The organism is Phyllobacterium sp. CCNWLW183 (assembly GCF_037203775.1).
In the GTDB taxonomy this organism is placed as follows: domain Bacteria; phylum Pseudomonadota; class Alphaproteobacteria; order Rhizobiales; family Rhizobiaceae; genus Phyllobacterium; species Phyllobacterium ifriqiyense.
The window spans coordinates 303,141-322,500 of record NZ_JBBCBN010000002.1; the positions used below are offsets into that span (position 1 = coordinate 303,141).

Here is a 19,360-nt window from a genome sequence, read left to right on the forward strand (position 1 = left end):
TTATTGGAAGTTACTGCGGCGGCGTTCCGTTTTCTGAAAGCACGTCGCCAGCCAGATAGAGCGATCCGCCAATCAATATCCGTGGAGCGGGCTCGGACTTGTCCCAGCTATCGCGCAGGATTTTCAAGGCGTTTTCCACCGAATAAACAGGCTCGGCGGAAAGTCCGGCTTCTTGCGCTGCCAGAGCGAGTTCCTCATGGGGAATGCCTGCATCGCTTGATCTGATCGGCACCGTGTAAACATGCCGCGCCATGCCCGTAAAAGCCTCAAAATACCCTACAGGGTCCTTGGTATTGATCATTCCGGTAATCAAAAATAGCGGACGCTGGCTGCGATCCTCCAACGTGGCAATTGCCTCAGCGATCACCATGCCAGCTCCGGGATTATGCCCGCCATCGAGCCAGATTTCTGAGCCGGGCACTGCCATATCGACCAGGTTGCCCTTGGTCAGGCGCTGCATCCGGGCGGGCCATTCAACTGTACCCATCGCTGTTTCAACGGCGTGGTCGGGAATGGTAAAGCCCGCAGTCCTGACCGCCTGAATCGCTGCGGCGGCATTTGCCAATTGATGGCGGCCGGGCAGGTTGGGCAGAGGCAGATCCATCAAGCCTATATTGTCCTGATAGACCATGCGTCCGCGCTCTTCGAAACTCAGGAAATCCTGACCATAGACACTATAAGGGCAATCACGGCGCTCGGCAGTCTCGATCAACACTGTGCGTGCCGCATCATGTTCCTGTGCGCCGATAATAACCGGACAACCCGCCTTGATGATACCGGCCTTTTCGGCGGCAATCAGCTCAACTCGATCTCCGAGATAGGACTGATGATCGAGCGAAATCGGCATGATAACGCTGACGGCAGGCTCTGGAATGACGTTGGTTGCATCGAAACGTCCCCCAAGCCCAACCTCAAGGAGGACGGCATCGGCGGGGTGCTCGGCGAAAAGGACAAAAGTCACGGCGGTCAGAATTTCGAAGACCGTAATCTGCTGCCCTGCATTGGCATCAGCCACACGCCGAACCGCCTCGAACAGCGTATCGTCATCGACAATCTTGCCCTTTCCGGGCGCACCAAGGCGATAACGCTCATGCCAACGCACAAGATGCGGGGACGTATGAACATGGACCGTATAGCCCGCCGCTTCCAGCAATGCGCGGGAAAAGGCGGTGGCAGAGCCTTTGCCATTTGTGCCAGCCACATGAATGACCGGCGGCAGGTTCAAATGGGGATTACCGAGCGTATCCAGAAGCCGGGTAATCCTGCCCAGCGAAAGGTCAAAACCTTTAGGATGCAGTCCGAGAAGCCGCTCTATTTCCTGTGACGCGCGTGATGACATCAAAATGCGGTTTCCAATAAACCGAAACCCGTCAAGATTGCGCTTCAGCTATTGCCGGAACTGCTGGCGTTTCCGCTTCCGGCTCAACAACTTTCTCCGTTGCCGGTTCGCCCATCAACATCTTCAAAAGTCGTGCGATTGTCGTTTTCAGCTCCGTGCGCGGAACAACCATATCAACCATGCCATGCGTCTTGAGATATTCTGCACGCTGAAAGCCTTCTGGCAGTTTTTCACGAACAGTCTGCTCGATGACGCGCTGTCCGGCAAATCCGATGAGCGCACCAGGCTCGGCAATGTGAATATCGCCAAGCATGGCGTAGGAAGCAGTAACGCCGCCTGTCGTGGGGTTGGTAAGAACAACAATATAGGGCAGACCTGCTTCTTTCAGCATTTCCACCGCTACTGTCGTGCGCGGCAATTGCATCAGCGAAAGAATGCCTTCCTGCATGCGCGCGCCGCCAGATGCAGCGAAGAGAACGAGCGGCTTCTTCTGGGCGATAGCAGTTTCGAAGCCTTTGATAATGGCTTCACCGGCTGCCATGCCGAGCGAGCCGCCAATAAAGTTGAAGTCGTGGATGGTTACGACAACAGGCAGGCCTTCAATCGTGCCAAGCGCATTGATGATTGTATCTTCCTGTCCGGTCTTGGAGCGGTGCTCCTTCAGGCGGTCGACATAGCGTTTCTCATCGCGGAATTTCAGCGGATCGGTCGCAACCTTCGGCTGTTCCAATGTTTCGTAAACGCCATTGTCGAAGAAGAACTTCAGACGATCCTTGGCTGGAATACGCATGTGGTGGCCGGACGATGGCACAACCCACTGGTTCTTTTCCAGATCCGTATGAAAGACCATTTCGCCGGACTCGGGATCTTTGATCCAGAGGTTTTCCGGCATTTCACGACGTCCAAGCATCGAATTGATTTTCGGCCGGACGTAGTTCGTGATCCAGTTCATGATCGGTCCTGTTTTTTATCTATCGGAATGTTGATTTAAGACTTCTATTCGGCTGCTGCAAGTCGCACTGCGCGTACGCCGCTCGACAGGCCCTGAACCATCGTCGCTACAGCTTCGGCAGGATCGGCTACCAGCGAACCATCCGGATTAATCGTATTGGCCACCGCGTTTATGATTGCGGTACCGACCACAACGCCGTCAGCGGAAGCCCCCATGACCTTGGCCTGCTCGGCAGTCTTGACGCCGAAACCAACCACGACAGGCAAATCCGTGTGCTGTTTGATCCGGTGAACGGCTGCGGCAATCCTTGTCGTGTCCGGCAAAGCTGAACCGGTAATGCCATTCATCGAAACGTAGTAAACGAAGCCGGATGTATTCTGCAAAACCTTTGGCAGGCGCTTTTCATCAGTCGTGGGTGTGGCAAGACGGATGAAATTGATACCGGCCTTGATTGCAGGAATGCAAAGCTCTTCATCCATTTCCGGTGGAAGGTCAACGATGATGAGACCATCAATGCCCGAGGCAACCGCATCTTTCAGAAAGCGGTCAACGCCATAAATATAGATCGGGTTGTAGTAACCCATCATGACGATTGGCGTCGTATTATCCGTTTCCCGGAACTGCGCCGCCAGATCAAGCGTCTTAGTCAACGACATGCCCTTTTTAAGGGCGCGAAGACCGGCAGCCTGAATGGCTGGACCGTCGGCCATCGGATCGGAGAAAGGCACGCCAAGCTCAATAATGTCTGAGCCGGAACCGGGCAAGGCCTTCATGATCCTGAGTGAGGTTTCAAAGTCCGGATCGCCACCCATGAAATAGGTGACCAGTGCCGGACGGCCTTCAGCCTTCAAAGCCGCGAATTTTGCATCGATACGTGTCGCCATTGTCAGATATCCATTCCAAGCAATTGGCCGACAGTATGCACGTCCTTGTCGCCGCGGCCTGAAAGATTGACGATCATGATCTTGTCCTGCGCCATTTTGGGCGCAATTTTCACCGCATGGGCAATCGCATGCGCCGATTCCAGCGCAGGAATAATGCCTTCCGTGCGCGTTGTCAGCGTGAAAGCGTCCAGCGCTTCATCATCGAGGATAGGCACATAGGAGACACGGCCCGTGTCGCGCAGCCATGAGTGCTCGGGACCGACGCCGGGATAATCAAGACCGGCGGAAACCGAATGGCCATCGAGAATCTGGCCATCGGCATTTTGCAGCAAATAGGTGCGATTGCCATGTAGCACGCCCGGGCGGCCAGCGCTCATCGAAGCGCAGTGCTCTTCGCCGTCCAGTCCACGGCCTCCTGCTTCAATACCGATGATCTCGACACCTTTGTCGTCAAGGAATGGATGGAACAACCCGATTGCGTTGGAACCACCGCCAACAGCAGCGATAATCGTGTCGGGAAGACGGCCTTCACGCTCCAGGATCTGCTCGCGCGCTTCCGATCCGATGACAGACTGGAAGTCGCGCACAAGTTCTGGATAAGGATGCGGACCCGCCGCAGTGCCGATCAGGTAATATGTGTCATCGACATTCGAAACCCAGTCGCGCAGCGCTTCATTCATCGCATCTTTCAGCGTGCCGTGGCCCGATGAGACGGGCTTCACTTCAGCGCCGAGCAGTTTCATGCGGAAGACATTCGGCTTTTGGCGCTCAACATCGGTCGCGCCCATATAAACAACGCAAGGCAGGCCAAAGCGCGCAGAAACCGTAGCCGAAGCGACACCGTGCTGGCCAGCACCAGTCTCCGCGATGATGCGGGTCTTGCCCATGCGCTTGGCCAGAAGAATCTGGCCGAGGCAATTATTGATCTTGTGGCTGCCCGTATGGTTCAGGTCTTCGCGCTTGAAGTAAATCTTGGCACCGCCATCAAGACCCTGATCTTTGGCAAGCTGACGGACATGTTTGGTCAAACCCTCCGCATAATAGAGCTTTGAAGGCCGTCCGGCATAATGGGTGGAGAGTTCCTGCAGCTCCGCCTTAAAGGAAGGGTCGTTCTTCGCATCATCATAGGCCTGCTGGAGTTCAAGAATGAGCGGCATCAAGGTTTCGGCAACAAATCGTCCGCCGAATATACCGAACATGCCCTCTTCATCGGGGCCTGTTTTAAATGAATTGGGTTCCGCCACCTTGTCCACCACCATACTCCCTGTCATACCGCATTCACGCTTTGAGCGGCGCGTACCGCCTGAAAAAACTCTTTGATCAGGCTAACATCTTTAACGCCCGGAGCGGACTCCACACCCGATGAAATATCAATACCGCGCGCATTCGTCGCTTGCAGCGCCGCGCCAATATTAGCCGCGTTCAGCCCGCCGGAAAGCATGTATGGAACCTGCCCGTCAAGCGCGCTGAGCAGCTGCCAGTCAAAAGAAACACCATTTCCGCCCGGAAGCTCAGATCCCTTGGGCGGCTTGGCATCAAAAAGAAACATATCGGCCACGCCATCATAAGGTTTGATCTGGTCAAGATCATCGCGCTCGCGTAAGGCAAAAGCCTTGATTACAGGCAGCCCGAAACGCGCCTTCACCTGGGCAACACGCTCTACAGTTTCGTGCCCGTGCAATTGCAGGAAATCCGGTTTCATCGCAGCAACAATCGCATCAAGCGTTGCATCATCGGCGTCAACAGTCACGGCAACTGCCTTTGCCCTGCCAATGGCTGCTTTTCGCAGCCTTCCTGCTTCAACCGGATCGATATTGCGCGGGCTTTTTGCAAAGAAAATAAAGCCAATATGCGATGCGCCACCATCCAGCGCTGCAGCAACTGCATCGTCGGTTTTCAATCCGCATATTTTGATATCAAGGTTCATAGGGCGCAACTCGCATGAAAATGCGTCAAAGTCGAGGATTTTGGTGCAAAACGCCTTTGCAGCCACCAATTATAGATGGTTGTCGTAACCGGCTTTAACAAGAAAATCGAACGCATCCGCGACATGCGCCGGGATGGATTGCGTAATTTGATAGCCCTTGGCGGGATAATCGATCAGGCGCTTCACGTCGCCCACCATTTCATTGATGAAATTGTCCAGGGGATAGGCATTGGTAGGCTGCTGCTCGAATGAAGTCGGCGGCGCCGTTACCATCGCCTCGACATTCGGCCATTGCGCCCGAACCGTTGCAAAAGCGCGGCGCTGCGTCTGCGGTTTTGTAACGATGATAATGCGCTTGGTAGCATCGCCCGCCATGTCGCGGGCATAGCGGATATTTTCCCCGATATTGGTTGCATTGGGCTCGATCAGTATTGCTTTGCCGGAAACACCAAGCTCCTCGGCGCGCGCGGCAAAGGCTTCTGCCTCCGATGTCGGGTAAAGCCGACCCGTCCAATTGCCTGATTTTCCGGTAAACAAAATCCGGTTGGCCAAACCTTGATGCAATAGCTTTGCGCAATGATCCGCAACACGCAGATCATAACTGCCAAGCCCGATAATCAAATCTGCCGGGGAAAGCTCATCATAGACAAGGTGAAAATCCCAAAGCACGCGGCTTGCCTCAAGCATGGCGGGTGAAACAACAGCAGACATCAGGTGAAATCGATCGCCTGCAGAGAGCCGCCATTGCGCTTCAGCCAAGCCTTGCAGCGTTCGGTATCGGGGCAAAGCTCGCTGCACAGCTTCCAGAATTTCGGGCCGTGATTCATTTCTTTCAAATGCGCCACTTCATGCGCGACCAGATAGTCGATAATTGGCGGCGGAGCCATCATGATACGCCAGGAAAACGCCAGCGTGCCATCGGATGTGCACGAGCCCCAGCGACTTTTTGTGTCCTTGATGCGGATGACTTTGGCACGCCGCCCAACCGTTGCCGTGTGCCGTGCCACAAGAATTTCGAGATCGCGCTTGGCTTCACGCTTGAGAAAGTCGCCAACACGCCGAGCGAGATGAGGTCTGTCGCCATAAACGATGAGGCGTGGGCCTTCAGCACCGTTTTCCTGCCGCACAGTTCCACGCGCCGCCGGCTCGTGAACGATAAGATGCGGCACACCGCGCACGGGTATTTTTACGCCGGGCCGCACCTTGGGCTGATCCGGCATTTTGGCAATACGCGTTTCAATCCAGCCCTCATGGCGCACAAGAAACTTGTCGATGTCGCGTGATGGAACGCCGGGAGGCACGGTGATGCGTAAACCCTTGCCACCCGCATCAATGCGCAGGGTCAGCCGTGTCGCCCGTGCATTTTCCACCACGCGCAAGGGCAAAATTCGGCCCGCAACTTCATAGCTCCGCTCGGCCCTCAGTGTGGCTGATTTCTTGACCGGTTTGGGAGGTGAAGCCCGAAAGAAGGATAGGATCATGATGATGATATTAAATGATTCGGTGGCAAAATCATCGTGCGTGCTTCGACAAGCAAAAGCGGCGACGAAAAAATTTCCGCCGCCGCTTTTTGGATTTTAACAAAGCGGATTATTGCTGGTCTTCATTCACATCCGGCACGGTGCCAGATGGCTTTTTGGAGACTGCGTTACGTTCTGCCATGAAGCGATCGAATTCTTCGCGATCCTTGGCGCGACGAAGCTCATTGGCATAGTCTTCAAATTCCGCGCGCATTTCGTCAAGCTTGCGGCGCTCTTCCTCAAGACGTTCCAATTCCTTGTCACGCCATTCGTCGAAAGCAGCATTGCCTGTGCCAAAGGGAGCGCGGCCAAAATGTGCCGAACGCTTGTTGCGGCGAAACGCACCGCAGAAACTGTCAGTCTTGCGATTTACATCCTGCTTGAAACCCTCAAGGCGATCGCCCCAGAGAATATAGGCGAGCATGGCAAAACCCAGCGGCCAGAATAACATGAACCCGATAATCATCAGAGCGATGGTCGCGGGAGTCCAGCCCGGCCGGATCAAAGCAGCATTGTTCATATTGAGCCCTTCCTTCTTAAGAACCCCGACCCCAATTGGTCGATTATGAACGACATGGGAAAAACTTTGCGGCTTTTCAAGAAAACGTGATTTCAATTACTCTAAGAGTTTGAAATCAGGCCCGTTTCTTTGCGTGCTCCAGTCCGGCAACGAGTAGTCCTGCCACCAAAGCCCAAAATGCAGCACCAATACCGGCAATGGCAATGCCGGATGCAGTCACGGCAAAAGTGACAATTGCCGCCAGTCTCTCATCTTCGATTTTCAACGACAGAGTCAGCGCGTTAACGAATGCGCCAATGAGGGCAAGACCAGCCACAAGCGCAATCAAGGGCGCCGGAAGAACCGCGAAAAGCGCAACCAGCGAGGCCCCGAAAATTGCAAATACAAGATAGCTTAATGCATAAAATGGCCCGGTCAGCCAGCGTTTGGCCGGGTCGGGATGAGCATCCGGCCCGGTGCATATCGCGGCGGAAATTGCCGCCATGTTGCTGGTGTGCGCTCCAAAGGGTGCGGTGAGCAGCGATACGAGCCCTGTCACCTGCAGTGCGGCCGCTGTAGGCGGCTCGTAACCTGCAGCACGCATTACCGCAAATCCCGGCAGATTCTGCGAGGCCATTGTCACAAGGTAGAGTGGCAAGGCGAGGCCGATCATCGCCTGCATATCAAATACCGGCATGATAAGCGTGAGCGTGGATAGTTCAATCGCCGGAACGCTGGCCACGCGCCCGCTGAGAAAAGCAAAAATCACGCCGCCGAAAAGAACCGCAAGCACCGCCATGGCCGGGTTGAAAAGCCTGATGACGAAAAACAGCAAAATGAGCGGCAAGACGAACAAGGGATCAATAGGGATGGTGCGGGCGGCTCCCGTCAGAAAGGCAAAGAGCACGCCCGCCAGCATTCCGGAAGCGATCGATGCAGGGATCTTCGATACAAAGGTGGATATGGGCTTGATTAGCCCCGTAAGAATAATGGCGATCGCCGTAACGATAAATGCACCAACGGCTTGCGGCATGGTAAAGCCGATTGAGCTGCCGATCAGTGCAAGGCCCGGCGTCGACCACGCGCTGATGATCGGCATTTTATAGCGCCAGCTCAGATAGCCCGTGGCCGCAACCATGGCGAGGCAGTTTGCCGTAACCCAGCTTGCTGTTTCGGCTTGGGTAGCGCCCAGGGCGTTGGCTGCCGCAATGACAAGAGCCAAAGTTCCGCCAAATCCGACGACGGCAGCAACGACAGCGGAGGCGATGACGGAAAAGCGCATGGCGGACCTGATTATTGAACAGAGGGAGTGGGCTGGATACTGCCAGCCATTGAAGACACGGTACGACCCAAAAGTTCAAGGTCCTGTGGTCGCGAAAGCCGGTGATCTCCATCGCGGATAAGCGTAATCGTTACATCATCGACGGGAAGATGGTCTACGAGCTTCATTGCGTGGCTATAAGGCACATCTTCATCCTGCATGCCCTGAAGTATGTGCACCGGGCAATCGGTCTGGATAACGCCTTTCAAGACCTGATTGATCCTGCCATCTTCAAGCAAGGCCTTTGTGTAGATATAGGATTGGTCCGAATATTCGGATGGCTCTTCCATATAACCGCGGTCGGCAATCTGGCGGCGCTGGTCATTGGTCAGTTTTGGCTCCACCAGTTCTGACGTGAAATCCGGTGCCGGTGCAATCAGCACCAGACCGGCAATGCGGCCGCCTTCTCCGAGCCTTTGCAATTCTGCGAGCAGACGCAGGGCAATCCAGCCGCCCATGGAGGAGCCGACGATAATTTGCGGGCCCGATGAGAACTGCCGGAAAACTGCAAGGCTTTGTTCAAGCCAGAGCGAGATGGTTCCGTCGCGAAATTCGCCGCCCGATTCCCCATGGCCGGAATAATCGTGGCGCAGGAAAGCATGCCCGTGTTCCGTGGCCCATTCGTCCAGAAAATTTGCTTTGCTACCGAGCATGTCCGAGCGATATCCGCCCAGCCAGACTATGCCAGGATTGGCTCCGGCACGCTTTCGCAGGGCAATATTGATTCCGTTCAGCTCAAGAAACTCGGGCGGGGATTGTGTCATGGGCGGGACTCACTCTCGATATTCTTCTTCTTGCATGGGAAAACAGAACGATAAAGCCTGCCCCATTGCATAAAACTGAAATATTCCTATCTCTAATTTGAGTGATTTATCCTGAAAATAGTAACATTGGTGCCTGCCAGCACAGCATAAGCATTGCGGCGAAGGCCGTGTGATGCTATTTGCGGGTCCGAAATAATTCAAGGAGACTACTGCCATTCGCCGACCCTTTAGAGCCCAGGTGGTCCAGAAAGATGGACCACGTTCCAATCGTGATATCCGGGTACCCCAGGTACAGCTCATTGATGCCGAAGGTGAAAACCACGGTATCGTAACGATTCAGGCAGCGTTGGCGATGGCCGACGAGGCGGGACTCGACCTTGTCGAGATCGTGCCAAATGCTGAGCCGCCGGTCTGCAAGATCGTTGATCTTGGCAAGCTGAAATACCAGGGCCAGAAAAAGGCTGCGGAAGCTCGCAAGAAGCAGAAGACAGTTGAAATCAAAGAAATCAAGATGCGCCCGAACATCGACACGCATGATTATGACGTGAAAATGCGCGCGATTAAGCGTTTCTTTGAAGAAGGCGATAAGGTCAAGGTAACACTGCGTTTCCGCGGCCGTGAAATGGCCCACCAGGAACTCGGCATGCGTCTCCTCGACAAGGTCAAGGAAGACACCGTGGAGATTTCCAAAGTGGAAGCCGAGCCCAAGCTTGAAGGCCGCCAGATGATGATGGTTCTGGCACCTCGCTAAAATCGATCTACTGCCTTTGAAAAGCCGCCTTCGGGCGGCTTTTTCCGTTCATGGCATAATGCCTGGCAAATGGATGACATCCCCATGGCATTGAATTCCCCGAAAGACATGTCGCGTTTTCAGCGGCGCAGACGTTTGGTTGTTGCGGGCATCACTGCACTTGTCCTCATGGCTCTTTTGACAATCCGTTCGGCATGGCTGGATGATTGGGCGCATGAATATATCGAGGATATCGGCGTGGGCATGATCGTCCTGTCAATTCTCGGGCGAATGTGGTGCACGCTCTATATTGGCGGGCGCAAGAGCGCTGAAATTGTGCGGCTCGGCCCCTATTCGATCAGCCGGAACCCGCTTTATGTGTTTTCTGCGCTGGGCGCTGCGGGTATCGGCATGATGACCGGTAGTCTGATCGTGGGGGTGGCTCTTTCCCTCATCTGTTATGCGGCCTTCCACTTTGTCATTCTTGCCGAGGAAGGCTACCTTGAGCGGAATTTTGGCGAGACCTACATATCCTATAAACGCGCTGTGCCGCGATTTTTCCCGAATCTATCCATTTATAGGGAAAGTGAATTATTGAGCGTCAGGGCATCCATGCTGTATAAGACGCTGGCTGACGGGCTGGTATTTTTTGTGTCATACCCCTTGTTGGAATTTGTTGAATATCTGCAATCGACCCATGTTTTGCCGGTTTTGTTGCGGCTTTATTGATAAATTCAGCAGCGCTGCACGATTCAACAGTTGCGCTTTTGGTGTCTTCTGGTAAGAAGCACCCGTTCAAACCGCCCGGCAGGGCATGCCGTGGCGGTTTTACATGCTTTCAGGCTTTGGTCGGCCTGAAGTCAATCAAGAGGTGGTTGTTTCTTTGAAATGACGCAAGCCTCAATAAATCAGGAGTAGCAAAATGCCCAAGATGAAGACCAAATCTGCTGCCAAGAAACGGTTCAAGATTACCGGAACTGGCAAAATCAAAGCCGCCGCCGCTGGCAAACGCCATGGCATGATCAAACGTTCGAACAAATTCATTCGTGACGCTCGCGGAACCATGGTTCTTGCTGATGCCGATGCGAAAATCGTGAAGAAGTTCCTGCCTAACGGTCTCTGATCCGGGCAACGTTATCCATCCTAAGTTAAGGAGATCATATCATGGCACGTGTAAAACGGGGCGTTACGTCCCACGCCAAGCATAAAAAAGTTCTGAAGCAGGCCGAGGGTTTCCGCGGTCGCCGCAAGAATACAATCAAGACCGCCAAGGCTGCTGTCGATCGTTCGAAGCAATATGCCTATCGCGATCGCAAGAACAAGAAGCGCACATTCCGCGCTCTCTGGACACAGCGCATCAACGCAGCTGTGCGTGAGCATGGTTTGACATATAGCCGCTTCATCGATGGTCTGACAAAGTCGGGCATCGAAGTTGACCGTAAGGTTCTTTCGGATCTCGCGATCCACGAGCCTGAAGCATTCGGTGCAATCGTGGCTTCTGCCAAGAAGGCGCTCGAATATCTTAAAGATACCACACCGAACGCTTTTGAAGGCGCTGTCCGCTAAGTCCAGCCGCCGCTCCCAAAGCATTCGAAAATTTAAGTTTGGGAAACCCGCGCTGGCTCGGCTGGCGCGGGTTTTTCGATTTTTAACGCCGCTCTGTTCTGCAAGGAAAAAGCGGCATCCGACATGTCACTGTAGAATAACAGGTGAAAAGCCATGGATGAGCTTACACAATTGGAAAGCGCCCTTGCCGCGCAGATCGATGCTGCCAACGATGAAGCCGCGATTGAGGCCGTTCGCGTAGCGGCGCTGGGCAAAAAGGGGTCTATCTCCGAAAAGCTGAAATCGCTTGGTTCCATGTCGCCGGAAGAGCGCCAGAGCCAAGGCCCGGCAATCAACGGCTTGAAGAATCGCATTACTGAAGCACTTAGCGCTCGCAAGACGATGCTCAAGGATGCTGCAATAACCGAGCGTCTTGCCAGGGAAAAGCTTGATGTGACGCTTCCCTTGCGAGCTTCTCCAGCAGAGCGCGGTCGTATTCATCCGATCAGTCAGGTCATTGACGAAATCACGGCGATCTTCGCCGATATGGGTTTCGCTATTGCCGAAGGTCCGGATATCGAGACCGATCACTATAATTTCACGGCGCTCAATTTTCCCGAAGGGCATCCGGCTCGCGAAATGCACGATACGTTTTTCTTCAATCCAGATGAGAAGAATGACCGGCGTGTGCTGCGTACCCACACGAGCCCTGTGCAGATCCGTACCATGGAAGCGCAGAAGCCGCCGATCCGCATTGTCATTCCGGGCAAGACATACCGGATGGATTCCGATGCCACCCACTCGCCCATGTTCCATCAGGTCGAGGGGCTGGTCATCGACAAGACGGCCAATGTTGCCAATATGAAATGGGTGCTTGAAGAATTTTGCAAAACCTTCTTCGAGGTCCCATCCTTGAAGATGCGGTTCCGTCCGTCCTATTTCCCTTTCACCGAGCCATCGCTGGAAGTGGATATCCAGTGCGACCGCTCCGGCAAGGAAGTGAAGTTCGGTGAAGGCAATGACTGGATGGAGATTCTCGGCTGCGGCATGGTGCATCCAAATGTACTGCGTCATGGCGGGTTGGACCCGGATGAGTATCAGGGCTTTGCCTGGGGCATGGGCATTGATCGCATTGCCATGCTCAAATATGGCATGCCCGATCTTCGCGCCTTCTTCGATGCCGATGTACGCTGGCTGTCGCATTACGGCTTCCGTCCGCTCGACATGCCAACCCTGTTTGGAGGTCTGAGCGCTTAAGGCGCGGCAGAACCGACCGAGATATCGGGCCTAGCCCGAATAATATTGAGAAACGAGTGAAATCATGAAATTCACACTCTCCTGGCTGAAAGATCATCTTGAGACGCAAGCCTCGCTGGATGAAATCGTCGAAACCCTGACCATGATCGGTCTTGAGGTCGAGTCTCTCGACGACAAGGCAGCGCTTAAGCCATTTGTCATCGCCAAGGTTCTGACGGCTTCACGGCACCCGGATGCGGACAAGCTGCAGGTGCTCACCGTTGATACGGGCGATGGCAAGCCGCTTCAGGTTGTATGCGGTGCACCCAACGCGCGTGCCGGATTGATTGGAGCCTTTGCAGCGCCGGGCGCCTATGTGCCGGGTATCGATATCACGCTTTCGGTCGGCAAGATCAGGGGCGTGGAGAGCCATGGTATGATGTGCTCCGAGCGTGAGCTGGAAATGTCCGATGAACATAATGGCATTATTGATCTGCCTGCTGATGCCCCTGTCGGCACGAGCTTTGCCGCCTATGCTGGCCTTGATGATCCGGTCATCGAGATTAACCTGACACCGAACCGCCCGGATTGTACCAGTGTCTATGGCATCGCCCGCGATCTGGCTGCCGCTGGTCTTGGCACGCTGAAAACACCTGCGATTGAACCTGTAAAAGGCACAGGCGCGCCGCAGGTCGAGGTAGCTCTCGATCTTAAAGGCGAAGACTATCTGTGCCCGGGCTTTGCATGGCGCACCGTCAAGGGTGTCAAGAATGGCACAAGCCCGAAATGGTTGCAGCAACGTCTTATCGCTATTGGCTTGCGTCCCATCAATGCGCTGGTTGACATCACCAATTACGTCACGTTCGACCGTGGCCGCCCGCTGCATGTTTTCGATGCGGATAAGGTCAAGGGCCAGCTGACGGTCCGCCGCGCCCGCGACGGTGAAACGATCCTTGGTCTCAATGGCAAGGATTATACTTTGAGCCCGGAGAATGTCGTTATCGCTGACGACAACGGGGTAGAATCCATTGCTGGCGTCATGGGCGGCGAGCACTCCGGTTGTGACGAAAACACGGTCAATGTCGTCATTGAGTCCGCGCTATGGGACGCGATGAACGTTGCTCGCACGGGCCGCACGCTCGGTATTATCACCGATGCCCGCTATCGCTTTGAGCGCGGTGTTGATCCTGAGCAGATGATCCCGGGTGTTGAACTTGCTGCGCAACTGGTTCTTGAGTTCTGCGGTGGCACGCCGTCTGAAACCAAGGTTGTGGGCTACAAGGGCCACACTCCTAAGACGGTCAAGTTCCCCGCATCTGAAGTCAAGCGCCTGACTGGTATCGACGTGCCGACCAAGACCAGTCTCGATATCTTGTCCCGCCTGGGTTTCGTGCCTCAGGGTACAGGCGAATTGGTTGATGTCGTGGTGCCGTCATGGCGCCCGGATGTGGATGGCAAGGCCGATCTGGTTGAAGAAGTCATGCGTATTCACGGTATCAATCTGATTGAGCCGCAGCCGCTGGTCAGCCACGCCGCAGTCAATGGCAAGATTTTAACGACTTTGCAGATCCGCACGCGCAATGCCAAGCGAGCACTCGCGTCGCGCGGTATGATGGAAGCTGTCACATGGTCATTCATTTCGGAAAGCGCTGCTAAAGCCTTTGGTGGCGGAAAGCCGGAGCTTAAATTGAGCAATCCGATTGCCGCCGATATGTCCGACATGCGTCCTTCCTTGTTACCCGGCCTGCTTGCCGCTGCTCAACGCAATGCGGATCGCGGTTTCAACGATCTCGCATTGTTCGAGGTTTCCGGCACTTATGAAGGCAATGCTCCGGATGACCAGCGCCGCGTTGCGGCAGGTGTTCGTCGTGGCACGGCTCGTTTCGAGGGAACTGGTCGCCACTGGTCAGGCAATGCTTCGCCCGTTGGCGTATTCGATGCCAAGGCCGATGCCATTGCGGTTCTGGAGGCATGCGGTGCACCCGTCGACAAGTTGCAGATCGAGGCAGGCGGTCCAGCATGGTATCATCCAGGTCGGTCCGGCACGATCAAGCTCGGTCCAAAAGTGATTCTTGGCACATTCGGCGAATTCCACCCGAAAACTCTGGAAACACTGGATGTCGGCGGCAATCTTTGCGGCTTCGAAATCTTCATTGATGCGATACCGGAGCCGAAGCAGAAAGCCACCCGGACGAAACCGGCGCTCAACCTTTCCGACTTGCAGCTTCTACGGCGCGATTTTGCTTTCGTCGTCGACAAATCTGTCGAAGCTGGCACCATTGTCCGTGCGGCATTGAGCAGCGACAAGAAGTTGATTGTCGGCGTGCAGGTATTTGATCTGTTCGAGGGCGCTTCGCTGGGCGAGGACAAGAAGTCCGTGGCTATTGAAGTGGCGATCCAACCACAGGAGCGCACCTTGAACGATGAGGATCTCGACGCGCTGACCAAGCGCGTGGTCGAAAGCGTTGCCAAGCAGACAGGCGGCGTATTGCGCGGGTAAGCCTTGCTCCCCATCGGGGGAGAGAAATTGTGAGAGAGGGGGCAAATCACCCCCCTCTCTTACCCTGCTGATACTATTTCTGGATCACCTTCCAGTTCTTGTAGAATATCGAGTTGCTGCCTTTCAGGATCACACCCATGAATGTGACGATCGCGGCAAAAAAACCCGGCATGTATGACGGGCGCAATATATCGACAAATAGGCAATAGCGCGTCTGATTGGTCTGGTTGACGGATTGATGCATCAACGTGTCATCAAAAATAAACAGCTTGTCATCCTTCCAATAGCTGGTGGTATCGCCGCACCAGATATAGGCAGTCCGGTCATTCATATCGTTGATATTGTAAAGCACGCGGATTGTTGCCCGGATCGGGCCGAAATGCTTTGAAGTCGAGTTCTTCTTGTTGAACACAGAAACGCCAATCGTCTTCACGAAGTCATAATGCTCATAAAATGAAGGGACATTGGCAAAGCTTGGCTGGTCTTTGCCATACCATTTGAAGAAGAACATGCTGCGGCCTTGCTGTTCTGCCCGCTGCTGCAATTGTCCTATAATGTTTTCCTTCTGTGTCGCGGTGATCAGGCGCTTCACTTCCGCCTGATAGGCTGGCGGAAGATCCTGCAATTTGTAAACGCCCTTGTTCCTGTAGGGCAAAGAAAGAATATCGAGCAGGATGTTCAAGGGCGATAGCAGCCAGGTGAACAGTCCATTGCCAAAGAAATATTGTTCGACGACCTGGAGTTTCAGGTTCTTGTTACGGGCCAGATCATAGAGACCGCAGGCGAGATAGAAAAATTCGAGATAAGGAATGAAGAAGGCGAGAAAGGTGAGAATTACGATTCCGGCAATCCAGCGCCGAAGTGACTTTCTGGTGGATTTTTCCATGATATTCCAGCTTTTGAAGGCCCGACCATCGATGAATATACAGGGGTGGCTGGCGTGTGTTGGGGACAAACAGGACAATAAATTTTTGTATATTGCGCGCTGACTCCAAAGCGAAACAGAACAGCGGCGGCGAATATGAGTGCGGCCGGTTTCTGGCAAGACTAAGGCAGACGAGCGGCTGGTTCGCTCATCTGCCTTAGGCAATTCAGGCCGCTCGCAAATGCTTCAATCCGTTCCATTCGATCAGGGCAAAGACAGCAACCACGGCAGTAACGGCAACAGCTGCGACCACACCCAGCGGCGTAAAGGCAGAGGGCATCAGCACGAGGATCGCCGGGACGCAGATGACCCATAGCAAGTCCGCTATAAAGACAAAGCCGACGAAAGGTCGCGACCGGGTTTTCCACTGAGCTATCATGCCAACGTCAGCGGCGAAAAGCAGAAGCGCAATGCCAAGTCCCAGGACCAGCCAGCTTGGTGCGCCGGGCATGAGATATTGCGTGGCAAGCTCGGAAAATACGGCAAGTCCAAGTCCGGTTACGCCGGTCAAAACGGCATTGGTCATCATGCCATCTTTCAGATTGATCTGTATCATGTCGCTCTCCTTTGTTGCGTTGATGAGGCAAGCATGTCAATTTGACGTAAGCAAAACAATTACCTTGGAGGTAATGGATATCCCAGCGGGCCTAAGTCAGGTTTGCCAAAAGGAGAATGGCATGGAGTTCGGCGATCATCTGAAGCAATGGCGCTCGCACAGGCACCTGAGCCAGATGGACCTTGCCCTTGAGGCGGGCATTTCCTCCCGGCACTTGTCATTTCTTGAAACCGGACGTTCCCGGCCCTCGGAAGGCATGATCATCCGCATTTGCGAAGCGCTTGACCTGCCTTACAGAATACAGAACGAGCTCTTCAGTGCTGCCGGTTTCGCGCCGCGTTATTTCTCGGCGGAGCGGGATGGACTGGCAGGATTGCCTGTTCTGGTCCGCGACACGCTGCATCTGATACTGACAAAACATGAACCATGGCCCGCCGTCGCTTTTGATGCCGACCACGATATTCTTGCTGCCAATGCGGGGTTTGCTGCTTTGGCGGGTGCGCTCGGCATATCGGTCGCGCCGGGAATAAACATTCTGGCGCTCGTGCTTGAGCCGGGTCCTGTACGGCAGGCAATGACCAACTGGCCGGAAGTTGCCCTGCTCTTCCTGAAAAGAGCGCGGAATGAAGCCCGTCTTTATGGGCCGAAAAGCGGTTTGGCGCAGCGCTTGGCGGTCTATGAAAATGATACGGAGATTTCCGCTTTATTACGCAACGATGAAGGCGAGAGAAATCCACCGCCAATTATCACAGCCCGATTACGGCTTGGCGATACGGAGACAAATTGGATCACGACGCTTACGTCATTCGGTTCAGCGCAAGAGGTTTTGACGGAGGGAATTTTCATCGAGCAGTATTTTCCTGCCGATGATGCAACGCGCGCAATTGCTGATAGTACGGGCCGCTGATCGTTCAGCGCATTGTCAGCTTGCCGGTGCAGATACACGCCTGAAACCAGGAGTGAGTTGATGCATGTTTTGCTATTCGTGCTGGCCGTTACCACGGTGCTTGGAAGTATGATTGGCGCAATCCAGACAGGGGCCCAATTTTGGCAAGGTGGTTTGATCGGCGTGTTCGGCCTGTCTGCCATTGAGCTGTTCTACATCATCATGTCGGTCATTTATCCCAGCCTTGCCTCAAACCCGGTGTTGGCAACTATCGTGTTTCTTGTCGCTGTTGAATTTGCAGCGTCCCATGTGGTTTTAAACAGGAAGCAGACCGCCGGAGTGGCTGGTGGCGCATTGATGCTCACAACCATTTCCGGTGTGTTTCTCGCGGTATAGACAGGTCTTCAAATCGCGCTACCTATTGCCGGACTTGATTGTGACACAAGGTTCGGAAAAGCTTAGCTGCAAATGCTAGAGCAAGGATCTTGGCGACATGCGTATCCGCGAATTGCAGGAAATTCGGTATGACGAAAGGACAGCGACATTAAAGTTCTCTGGTCTGAATCCGTTCAAGAAACACAGAAGCGTCAGGGTTGTCATTGACGATCCCGAAATGTTTCTCAACGCCATAAAGAAGGCGCTTGTCGATCCGGACGGCAACAGTATTCCGCTTGATCCGACAGAGATTCAAAAATAAGCAGGGGCGCTGATTGCCCAGCGCCCCGCATTTGTCGTTTAGCCGTTCACCAAGGCCAATGCAGCTTCCGTGTAGCGACTCCCGGCCACCTGATCCGGCGTTAAAGCACCGCCGATGCGGATCAGCTCAGCTTCTGTCAGCTTGATGTCGGCGGCGGCAGTGTTTTCCTCCAGGTGCTTGATCTTGCGGGCACCGGGAATAGGCACGATGAAGTCGCCCTGATGGAGCACCCAGGCAAGCGCCAATTGCGCTGCTGTCACGCCCTTATCGGCAGCCAGCCCCTTCAATGTTGCGATCAGTGCGGCATTGGCGTTCATGTTTTCCGTTTGAAAACGCGGCAATGTCTTGCGCCAATCGTCAGCGCCAAGTTCGTCAGGCTTGTTGATCGTCCCGGTCAGGAGGCCACGGCCAAGCGGGCTGTAAGGCACAAAGCCGATTCCGAGCTCACGGCAAACTGCAAATACTTCGTCTTCCGGCTCGCGGCTCCATAGGGAGTATTCGCTTTGGACCGCAGCAATGGGATGCACCTTGTGGGCGCGGCGGATCGTGGCGGCGCTTGCTTCCGATAGGCCCAGCGCCTTCACCTTACCCTGCTGGACCAGTTCGGCCATGGCTCCGACTGTTTCCTCAATAGGAACATTGGGATCCACCCGATGTTGGTAGAACAGGTCAATCTGTTCAATACCCAGTCGTCCGAGCGAGGACTCGGCAACAGCCTTCAAATGTTCCGGTCGGCTATCGACGCCTATCATGCGGGCGGCGCCTTCACCCTCATCGGCAATCTTGAATCCGAATTTGGTGGCGATCAAAACCTCGTCGCGGCGGCCCTTGAAAGCCTTGCCAAGCAGAATTTCATTGTCGAACGGACCATATACCTCGGCAGTATCGAAGAATGTAACGCCGATATCGATAGCGCGGTGAAGGGTGCGGATCGCATCCGCTTCGTCCTGTCCGCCATAGGCAAATGTCATGCCCATGCAGCCGAGACCGACCGCTGATACGTTAAGATTGGTTCCAAGTTTACGCTGTTCCATCACTTATCTCCTTTTACGCAATTCCTGACGGAAAACCGCTTCGCT

The 19,360-nt window shown here is 54.3% G+C and carries 22 protein-coding genes; 9 read left to right on the forward strand and 13 right to left on the reverse strand.

From position 1 onward, the window contains the following. Positions 1–10: 10 nt before the first annotated feature. The 10 genes from V9K95_RS07260 to V9K95_RS07305 form a co-directional block, all read right to left on the reverse strand. Positions 11–1,339, reverse strand: coding sequence for a bifunctional folylpolyglutamate synthase/dihydrofolate synthase (locus V9K95_RS07260; protein WP_336440311.1), 1,329 nt, complete (start codon positions 1,337–1,339; stop codon positions 11–13). Between the two features lie 31 nt (positions 1,340–1,370). Further along, positions 1,371–2,291 carry an acetyl-CoA carboxylase, carboxyltransferase subunit beta gene (gene accD, locus V9K95_RS07265; RefSeq protein ID WP_115054534.1) on the reverse strand — a complete coding sequence of 307 codons (921 nt, stop codon included), beginning with the start codon at positions 2,289–2,291 and terminating at the stop codon, positions 1,371–1,373. Positions 2,292–2,335: 44 nt separating this feature from the next. Further along, positions 2,336–3,175 (reverse strand): tryptophan synthase subunit alpha, encoded by an 840-nt coding sequence (trpA, locus tag V9K95_RS07270; RefSeq protein ID WP_115054535.1) that lies wholly within the window; start codon positions 3,173–3,175, stop codon positions 2,336–2,338. Between the two features lie 2 nt (positions 3,176–3,177). Continuing rightward, positions 3,178–4,446 carry a tryptophan synthase subunit beta gene (trpB, locus tag V9K95_RS07275; protein ID WP_370878747.1) on the reverse strand — a complete coding sequence of 423 codons (1,269 nt, stop codon included), beginning with the start codon at positions 4,444–4,446 and terminating at the stop codon, positions 3,178–3,180. Next, a complete protein-coding gene (locus V9K95_RS07280) occupies positions 4,443–5,102 on the reverse strand; it encodes a phosphoribosylanthranilate isomerase (RefSeq protein WP_307281574.1) in 660 nt (219 codons plus the stop codon). The genes trpB and V9K95_RS07280 overlap by 4 nt, the downstream gene beginning before the upstream one ends. Before the next feature lie 69 nt (positions 5,103–5,171). Next, complete coding sequence (locus tag V9K95_RS07285) at positions 5,172–5,813, reverse strand: YdcF family protein (RefSeq protein WP_336440310.1); 642 nt, start codon at positions 5,811–5,813, stop codon at positions 5,172–5,174. Further along, entirely contained in the window at positions 5,813–6,583 is a 771-nt protein-coding gene (locus V9K95_RS07290; protein ID WP_336440309.1) for a M48 family metallopeptidase, read from the reverse strand. The genes V9K95_RS07285 and V9K95_RS07290 overlap by 1 nt, the downstream gene beginning before the upstream one ends. Positions 6,584–6,692: 109 nt before the next feature. After that, positions 6,693–7,142, reverse strand: a complete 450-nt coding sequence (locus V9K95_RS07295; protein ID WP_115054540.1) for a DUF2852 domain-containing protein — start codon at positions 7,140–7,142, stop codon at positions 6,693–6,695. Between the two features lie 115 nt (positions 7,143–7,257). Further along, on the reverse strand, positions 7,258–8,403 hold the full coding sequence (locus V9K95_RS07300; protein ID WP_336440308.1) for a benzoate/H(+) symporter BenE family transporter: 1,146 nt from the start codon (positions 8,401–8,403) through the stop codon (positions 7,258–7,260). A gap of 11 nt (positions 8,404–8,414) precedes the next feature. After that, a complete protein-coding gene (locus V9K95_RS07305) occupies positions 8,415–9,206 on the reverse strand; it encodes an alpha/beta hydrolase (protein ID WP_336440307.1) in 792 nt (263 codons plus the stop codon). Between the two features lie 214 nt (positions 9,207–9,420). On the opposite strand from V9K95_RS07305, the gene infC reads away from it, so the two are divergent. From infC to pheT, 6 genes are all read left to right on the forward strand, one after another. Next, positions 9,421–9,957 carry a translation initiation factor IF-3 gene (gene infC / locus V9K95_RS07310; RefSeq protein WP_040855885.1) on the forward strand — a complete coding sequence of 179 codons (537 nt, stop codon included), beginning with the start codon at positions 9,421–9,423 and terminating at the stop codon, positions 9,955–9,957. 90 nt (positions 9,958–10,047) lie between these two features. Then, the gene (locus V9K95_RS07315) at positions 10,048–10,665 is read left to right on the forward strand and encodes a methyltransferase family protein (protein WP_307286297.1); all 618 of its coding nucleotides are present in this window, start codon (positions 10,048–10,050) and stop codon (positions 10,663–10,665) included. 193 nt (positions 10,666–10,858) lie between these two features. Then, positions 10,859–11,059 (forward strand): 50S ribosomal protein L35, encoded by a 201-nt coding sequence (gene rpmI, locus V9K95_RS07320; RefSeq protein WP_008127399.1) that lies wholly within the window; start codon positions 10,859–10,861, stop codon positions 11,057–11,059. Between the two features lie 41 nt (positions 11,060–11,100). Further along, positions 11,101–11,502, forward strand: a complete 402-nt coding sequence (gene rplT, locus V9K95_RS07325) for a 50S ribosomal protein L20 (RefSeq protein ID WP_008127401.1) — start codon at positions 11,101–11,103, stop codon at positions 11,500–11,502. A 153-nt stretch (positions 11,503–11,655) separates the two neighbouring features. Continuing rightward, the gene (pheS, locus tag V9K95_RS07330) at positions 11,656–12,738 is read left to right on the forward strand and encodes a phenylalanine--tRNA ligase subunit alpha (protein ID WP_336440306.1); all 1,083 of its coding nucleotides are present in this window, start codon (positions 11,656–11,658) and stop codon (positions 12,736–12,738) included. Positions 12,739–12,802: 64 nt separating this feature from the next. Further along, positions 12,803–15,217, forward strand: coding sequence for a phenylalanine--tRNA ligase subunit beta (pheT, locus tag V9K95_RS07335; RefSeq protein ID WP_336440305.1), 2,415 nt, complete (start codon positions 12,803–12,805; stop codon positions 15,215–15,217). A 73-nt stretch (positions 15,218–15,290) separates the two neighbouring features. On the opposite strand, the gene V9K95_RS07340 is transcribed toward pheT, so the two are convergent. Then, complete coding sequence (locus V9K95_RS07340; RefSeq protein ID WP_336440304.1) at positions 15,291–16,103, reverse strand: aspartyl/asparaginyl beta-hydroxylase domain-containing protein; 813 nt, start codon at positions 16,101–16,103, stop codon at positions 15,291–15,293. 205 nt (positions 16,104–16,308) lie between these two features. Continuing rightward, positions 16,309–16,698 carry a hypothetical protein gene (locus V9K95_RS07345; RefSeq protein WP_336440303.1) on the reverse strand — a complete coding sequence of 130 codons (390 nt, stop codon included), beginning with the start codon at positions 16,696–16,698 and terminating at the stop codon, positions 16,309–16,311. Positions 16,699–16,819: 121 nt separating this feature from the next. Between V9K95_RS07345 and V9K95_RS07350 the strand changes: the two genes are divergently transcribed. The 3 genes from V9K95_RS07350 to V9K95_RS07360 all read left to right on the forward strand — a co-directional run bounded on the left by V9K95_RS07350 (position 16,820) and on the right by V9K95_RS07360 (position 18,281). Next, positions 16,820–17,605, forward strand: a complete 786-nt coding sequence (locus tag V9K95_RS07350) for a helix-turn-helix domain-containing protein (protein WP_307281616.1) — start codon at positions 16,820–16,822, stop codon at positions 17,603–17,605. Between the two features lie 60 nt (positions 17,606–17,665). Continuing rightward, a complete protein-coding gene (locus V9K95_RS07355) occupies positions 17,666–17,980 on the forward strand; it encodes a hypothetical protein (RefSeq protein WP_336440302.1) in 315 nt (104 codons plus the stop codon). Between the two features lie 97 nt (positions 17,981–18,077). Next, positions 18,078–18,281: a hypothetical protein gene (locus V9K95_RS07360; RefSeq protein ID WP_307281622.1), complete on the forward strand. Its 204-nt coding sequence runs from the start codon at positions 18,078–18,080 to the stop codon at positions 18,279–18,281. 38 nt (positions 18,282–18,319) lie between these two features. Here V9K95_RS07360 and V9K95_RS07365 read toward each other — a convergent pair whose 3' ends face one another. Next, the gene (locus V9K95_RS07365) at positions 18,320–19,315 is read right to left on the reverse strand and encodes an aldo/keto reductase (RefSeq protein WP_336440301.1); all 996 of its coding nucleotides are present in this window, start codon (positions 19,313–19,315) and stop codon (positions 18,320–18,322) included. Positions 19,316–19,360 lie beyond the last annotated feature (45 nt).

What these genes read in the sequence shown, in the direction of transcription:
- V9K95_RS07260 (WP_336440311.1), bottom strand. Translation starts at nt 1,339, where the DNA reads ATGTCATCACGCGCGTCACAGGAAATAGAGCGGCTTCTCGGACTGCAT.
- accD (WP_115054534.1), bottom strand. Translation starts at nt 2,291, where the DNA reads ATGAACTGGATCACGAACTACGTCCGGCCGAAAATCAATTCGATGCTT.
- trpA (WP_115054535.1), bottom strand. Translation starts at nt 3,175, where the DNA reads ATGGCGACACGTATCGATGCAAAATTCGCGGCTTTGAAGGCTGAAGGC.
- trpB (WP_370878747.1), bottom strand. Translation starts at nt 4,446, where the DNA reads ATGACAGGGAGTATGGTGGTGGACAAGGTGGCGGAACCCAATTCATTT.
- V9K95_RS07280 (WP_307281574.1), bottom strand. Translation starts at nt 5,102, where the DNA reads ATGAACCTTGATATCAAAATATGCGGATTGAAAACCGACGATGCAGTT.
- V9K95_RS07285 (WP_336440310.1), bottom strand. Translation starts at nt 5,813, where the DNA reads ATGTCTGCTGTTGTTTCACCCGCCATGCTTGAGGCAAGCCGCGTGCTT.
- V9K95_RS07290 (WP_336440309.1), bottom strand. Translation starts at nt 6,583, where the DNA reads ATGATCCTATCCTTCTTTCGGGCTTCACCTCCCAAACCGGTCAAGAAA.
- V9K95_RS07295 (WP_115054540.1), bottom strand. Translation starts at nt 7,142, where the DNA reads ATGAACAATGCTGCTTTGATCCGGCCGGGCTGGACTCCCGCGACCATC.
- V9K95_RS07300 (WP_336440308.1), bottom strand. Translation starts at nt 8,403, where the DNA reads ATGCGCTTTTCCGTCATCGCCTCCGCTGTCGTTGCTGCCGTCGTCGGA.
- V9K95_RS07305 (WP_336440307.1), bottom strand. Translation starts at nt 9,206, where the DNA reads ATGACACAATCCCCGCCCGAGTTTCTTGAGCTGAACGGAATCAATATT.
- rpmI (WP_008127399.1), top strand. Translation starts at nt 10,859, where the DNA reads ATGCCCAAGATGAAGACCAAATCTGCTGCCAAGAAACGGTTCAAGATT.
- rplT (WP_008127401.1), top strand. Translation starts at nt 11,101, where the DNA reads ATGGCACGTGTAAAACGGGGCGTTACGTCCCACGCCAAGCATAAAAAA.
- pheS (WP_336440306.1), top strand. Translation starts at nt 11,656, where the DNA reads ATGGATGAGCTTACACAATTGGAAAGCGCCCTTGCCGCGCAGATCGAT.
- pheT (WP_336440305.1), top strand. Translation starts at nt 12,803, where the DNA reads ATGAAATTCACACTCTCCTGGCTGAAAGATCATCTTGAGACGCAAGCC.
- V9K95_RS07340 (WP_336440304.1), bottom strand. Translation starts at nt 16,103, where the DNA reads ATGGAAAAATCCACCAGAAAGTCACTTCGGCGCTGGATTGCCGGAATC.
- V9K95_RS07345 (WP_336440303.1), bottom strand. Translation starts at nt 16,698, where the DNA reads ATGATACAGATCAATCTGAAAGATGGCATGATGACCAATGCCGTTTTG.
- V9K95_RS07350 (WP_307281616.1), top strand. Translation starts at nt 16,820, where the DNA reads ATGGAGTTCGGCGATCATCTGAAGCAATGGCGCTCGCACAGGCACCTG.
- V9K95_RS07355 (WP_336440302.1), top strand. Translation starts at nt 17,666, where the DNA reads ATGCATGTTTTGCTATTCGTGCTGGCCGTTACCACGGTGCTTGGAAGT.
- V9K95_RS07360 (WP_307281622.1), top strand. Translation starts at nt 18,078, where the DNA reads ATGCGTATCCGCGAATTGCAGGAAATTCGGTATGACGAAAGGACAGCG.
- V9K95_RS07365 (WP_336440301.1), bottom strand. Translation starts at nt 19,315, where the DNA reads ATGGAACAGCGTAAACTTGGAACCAATCTTAACGTATCAGCGGTCGGT.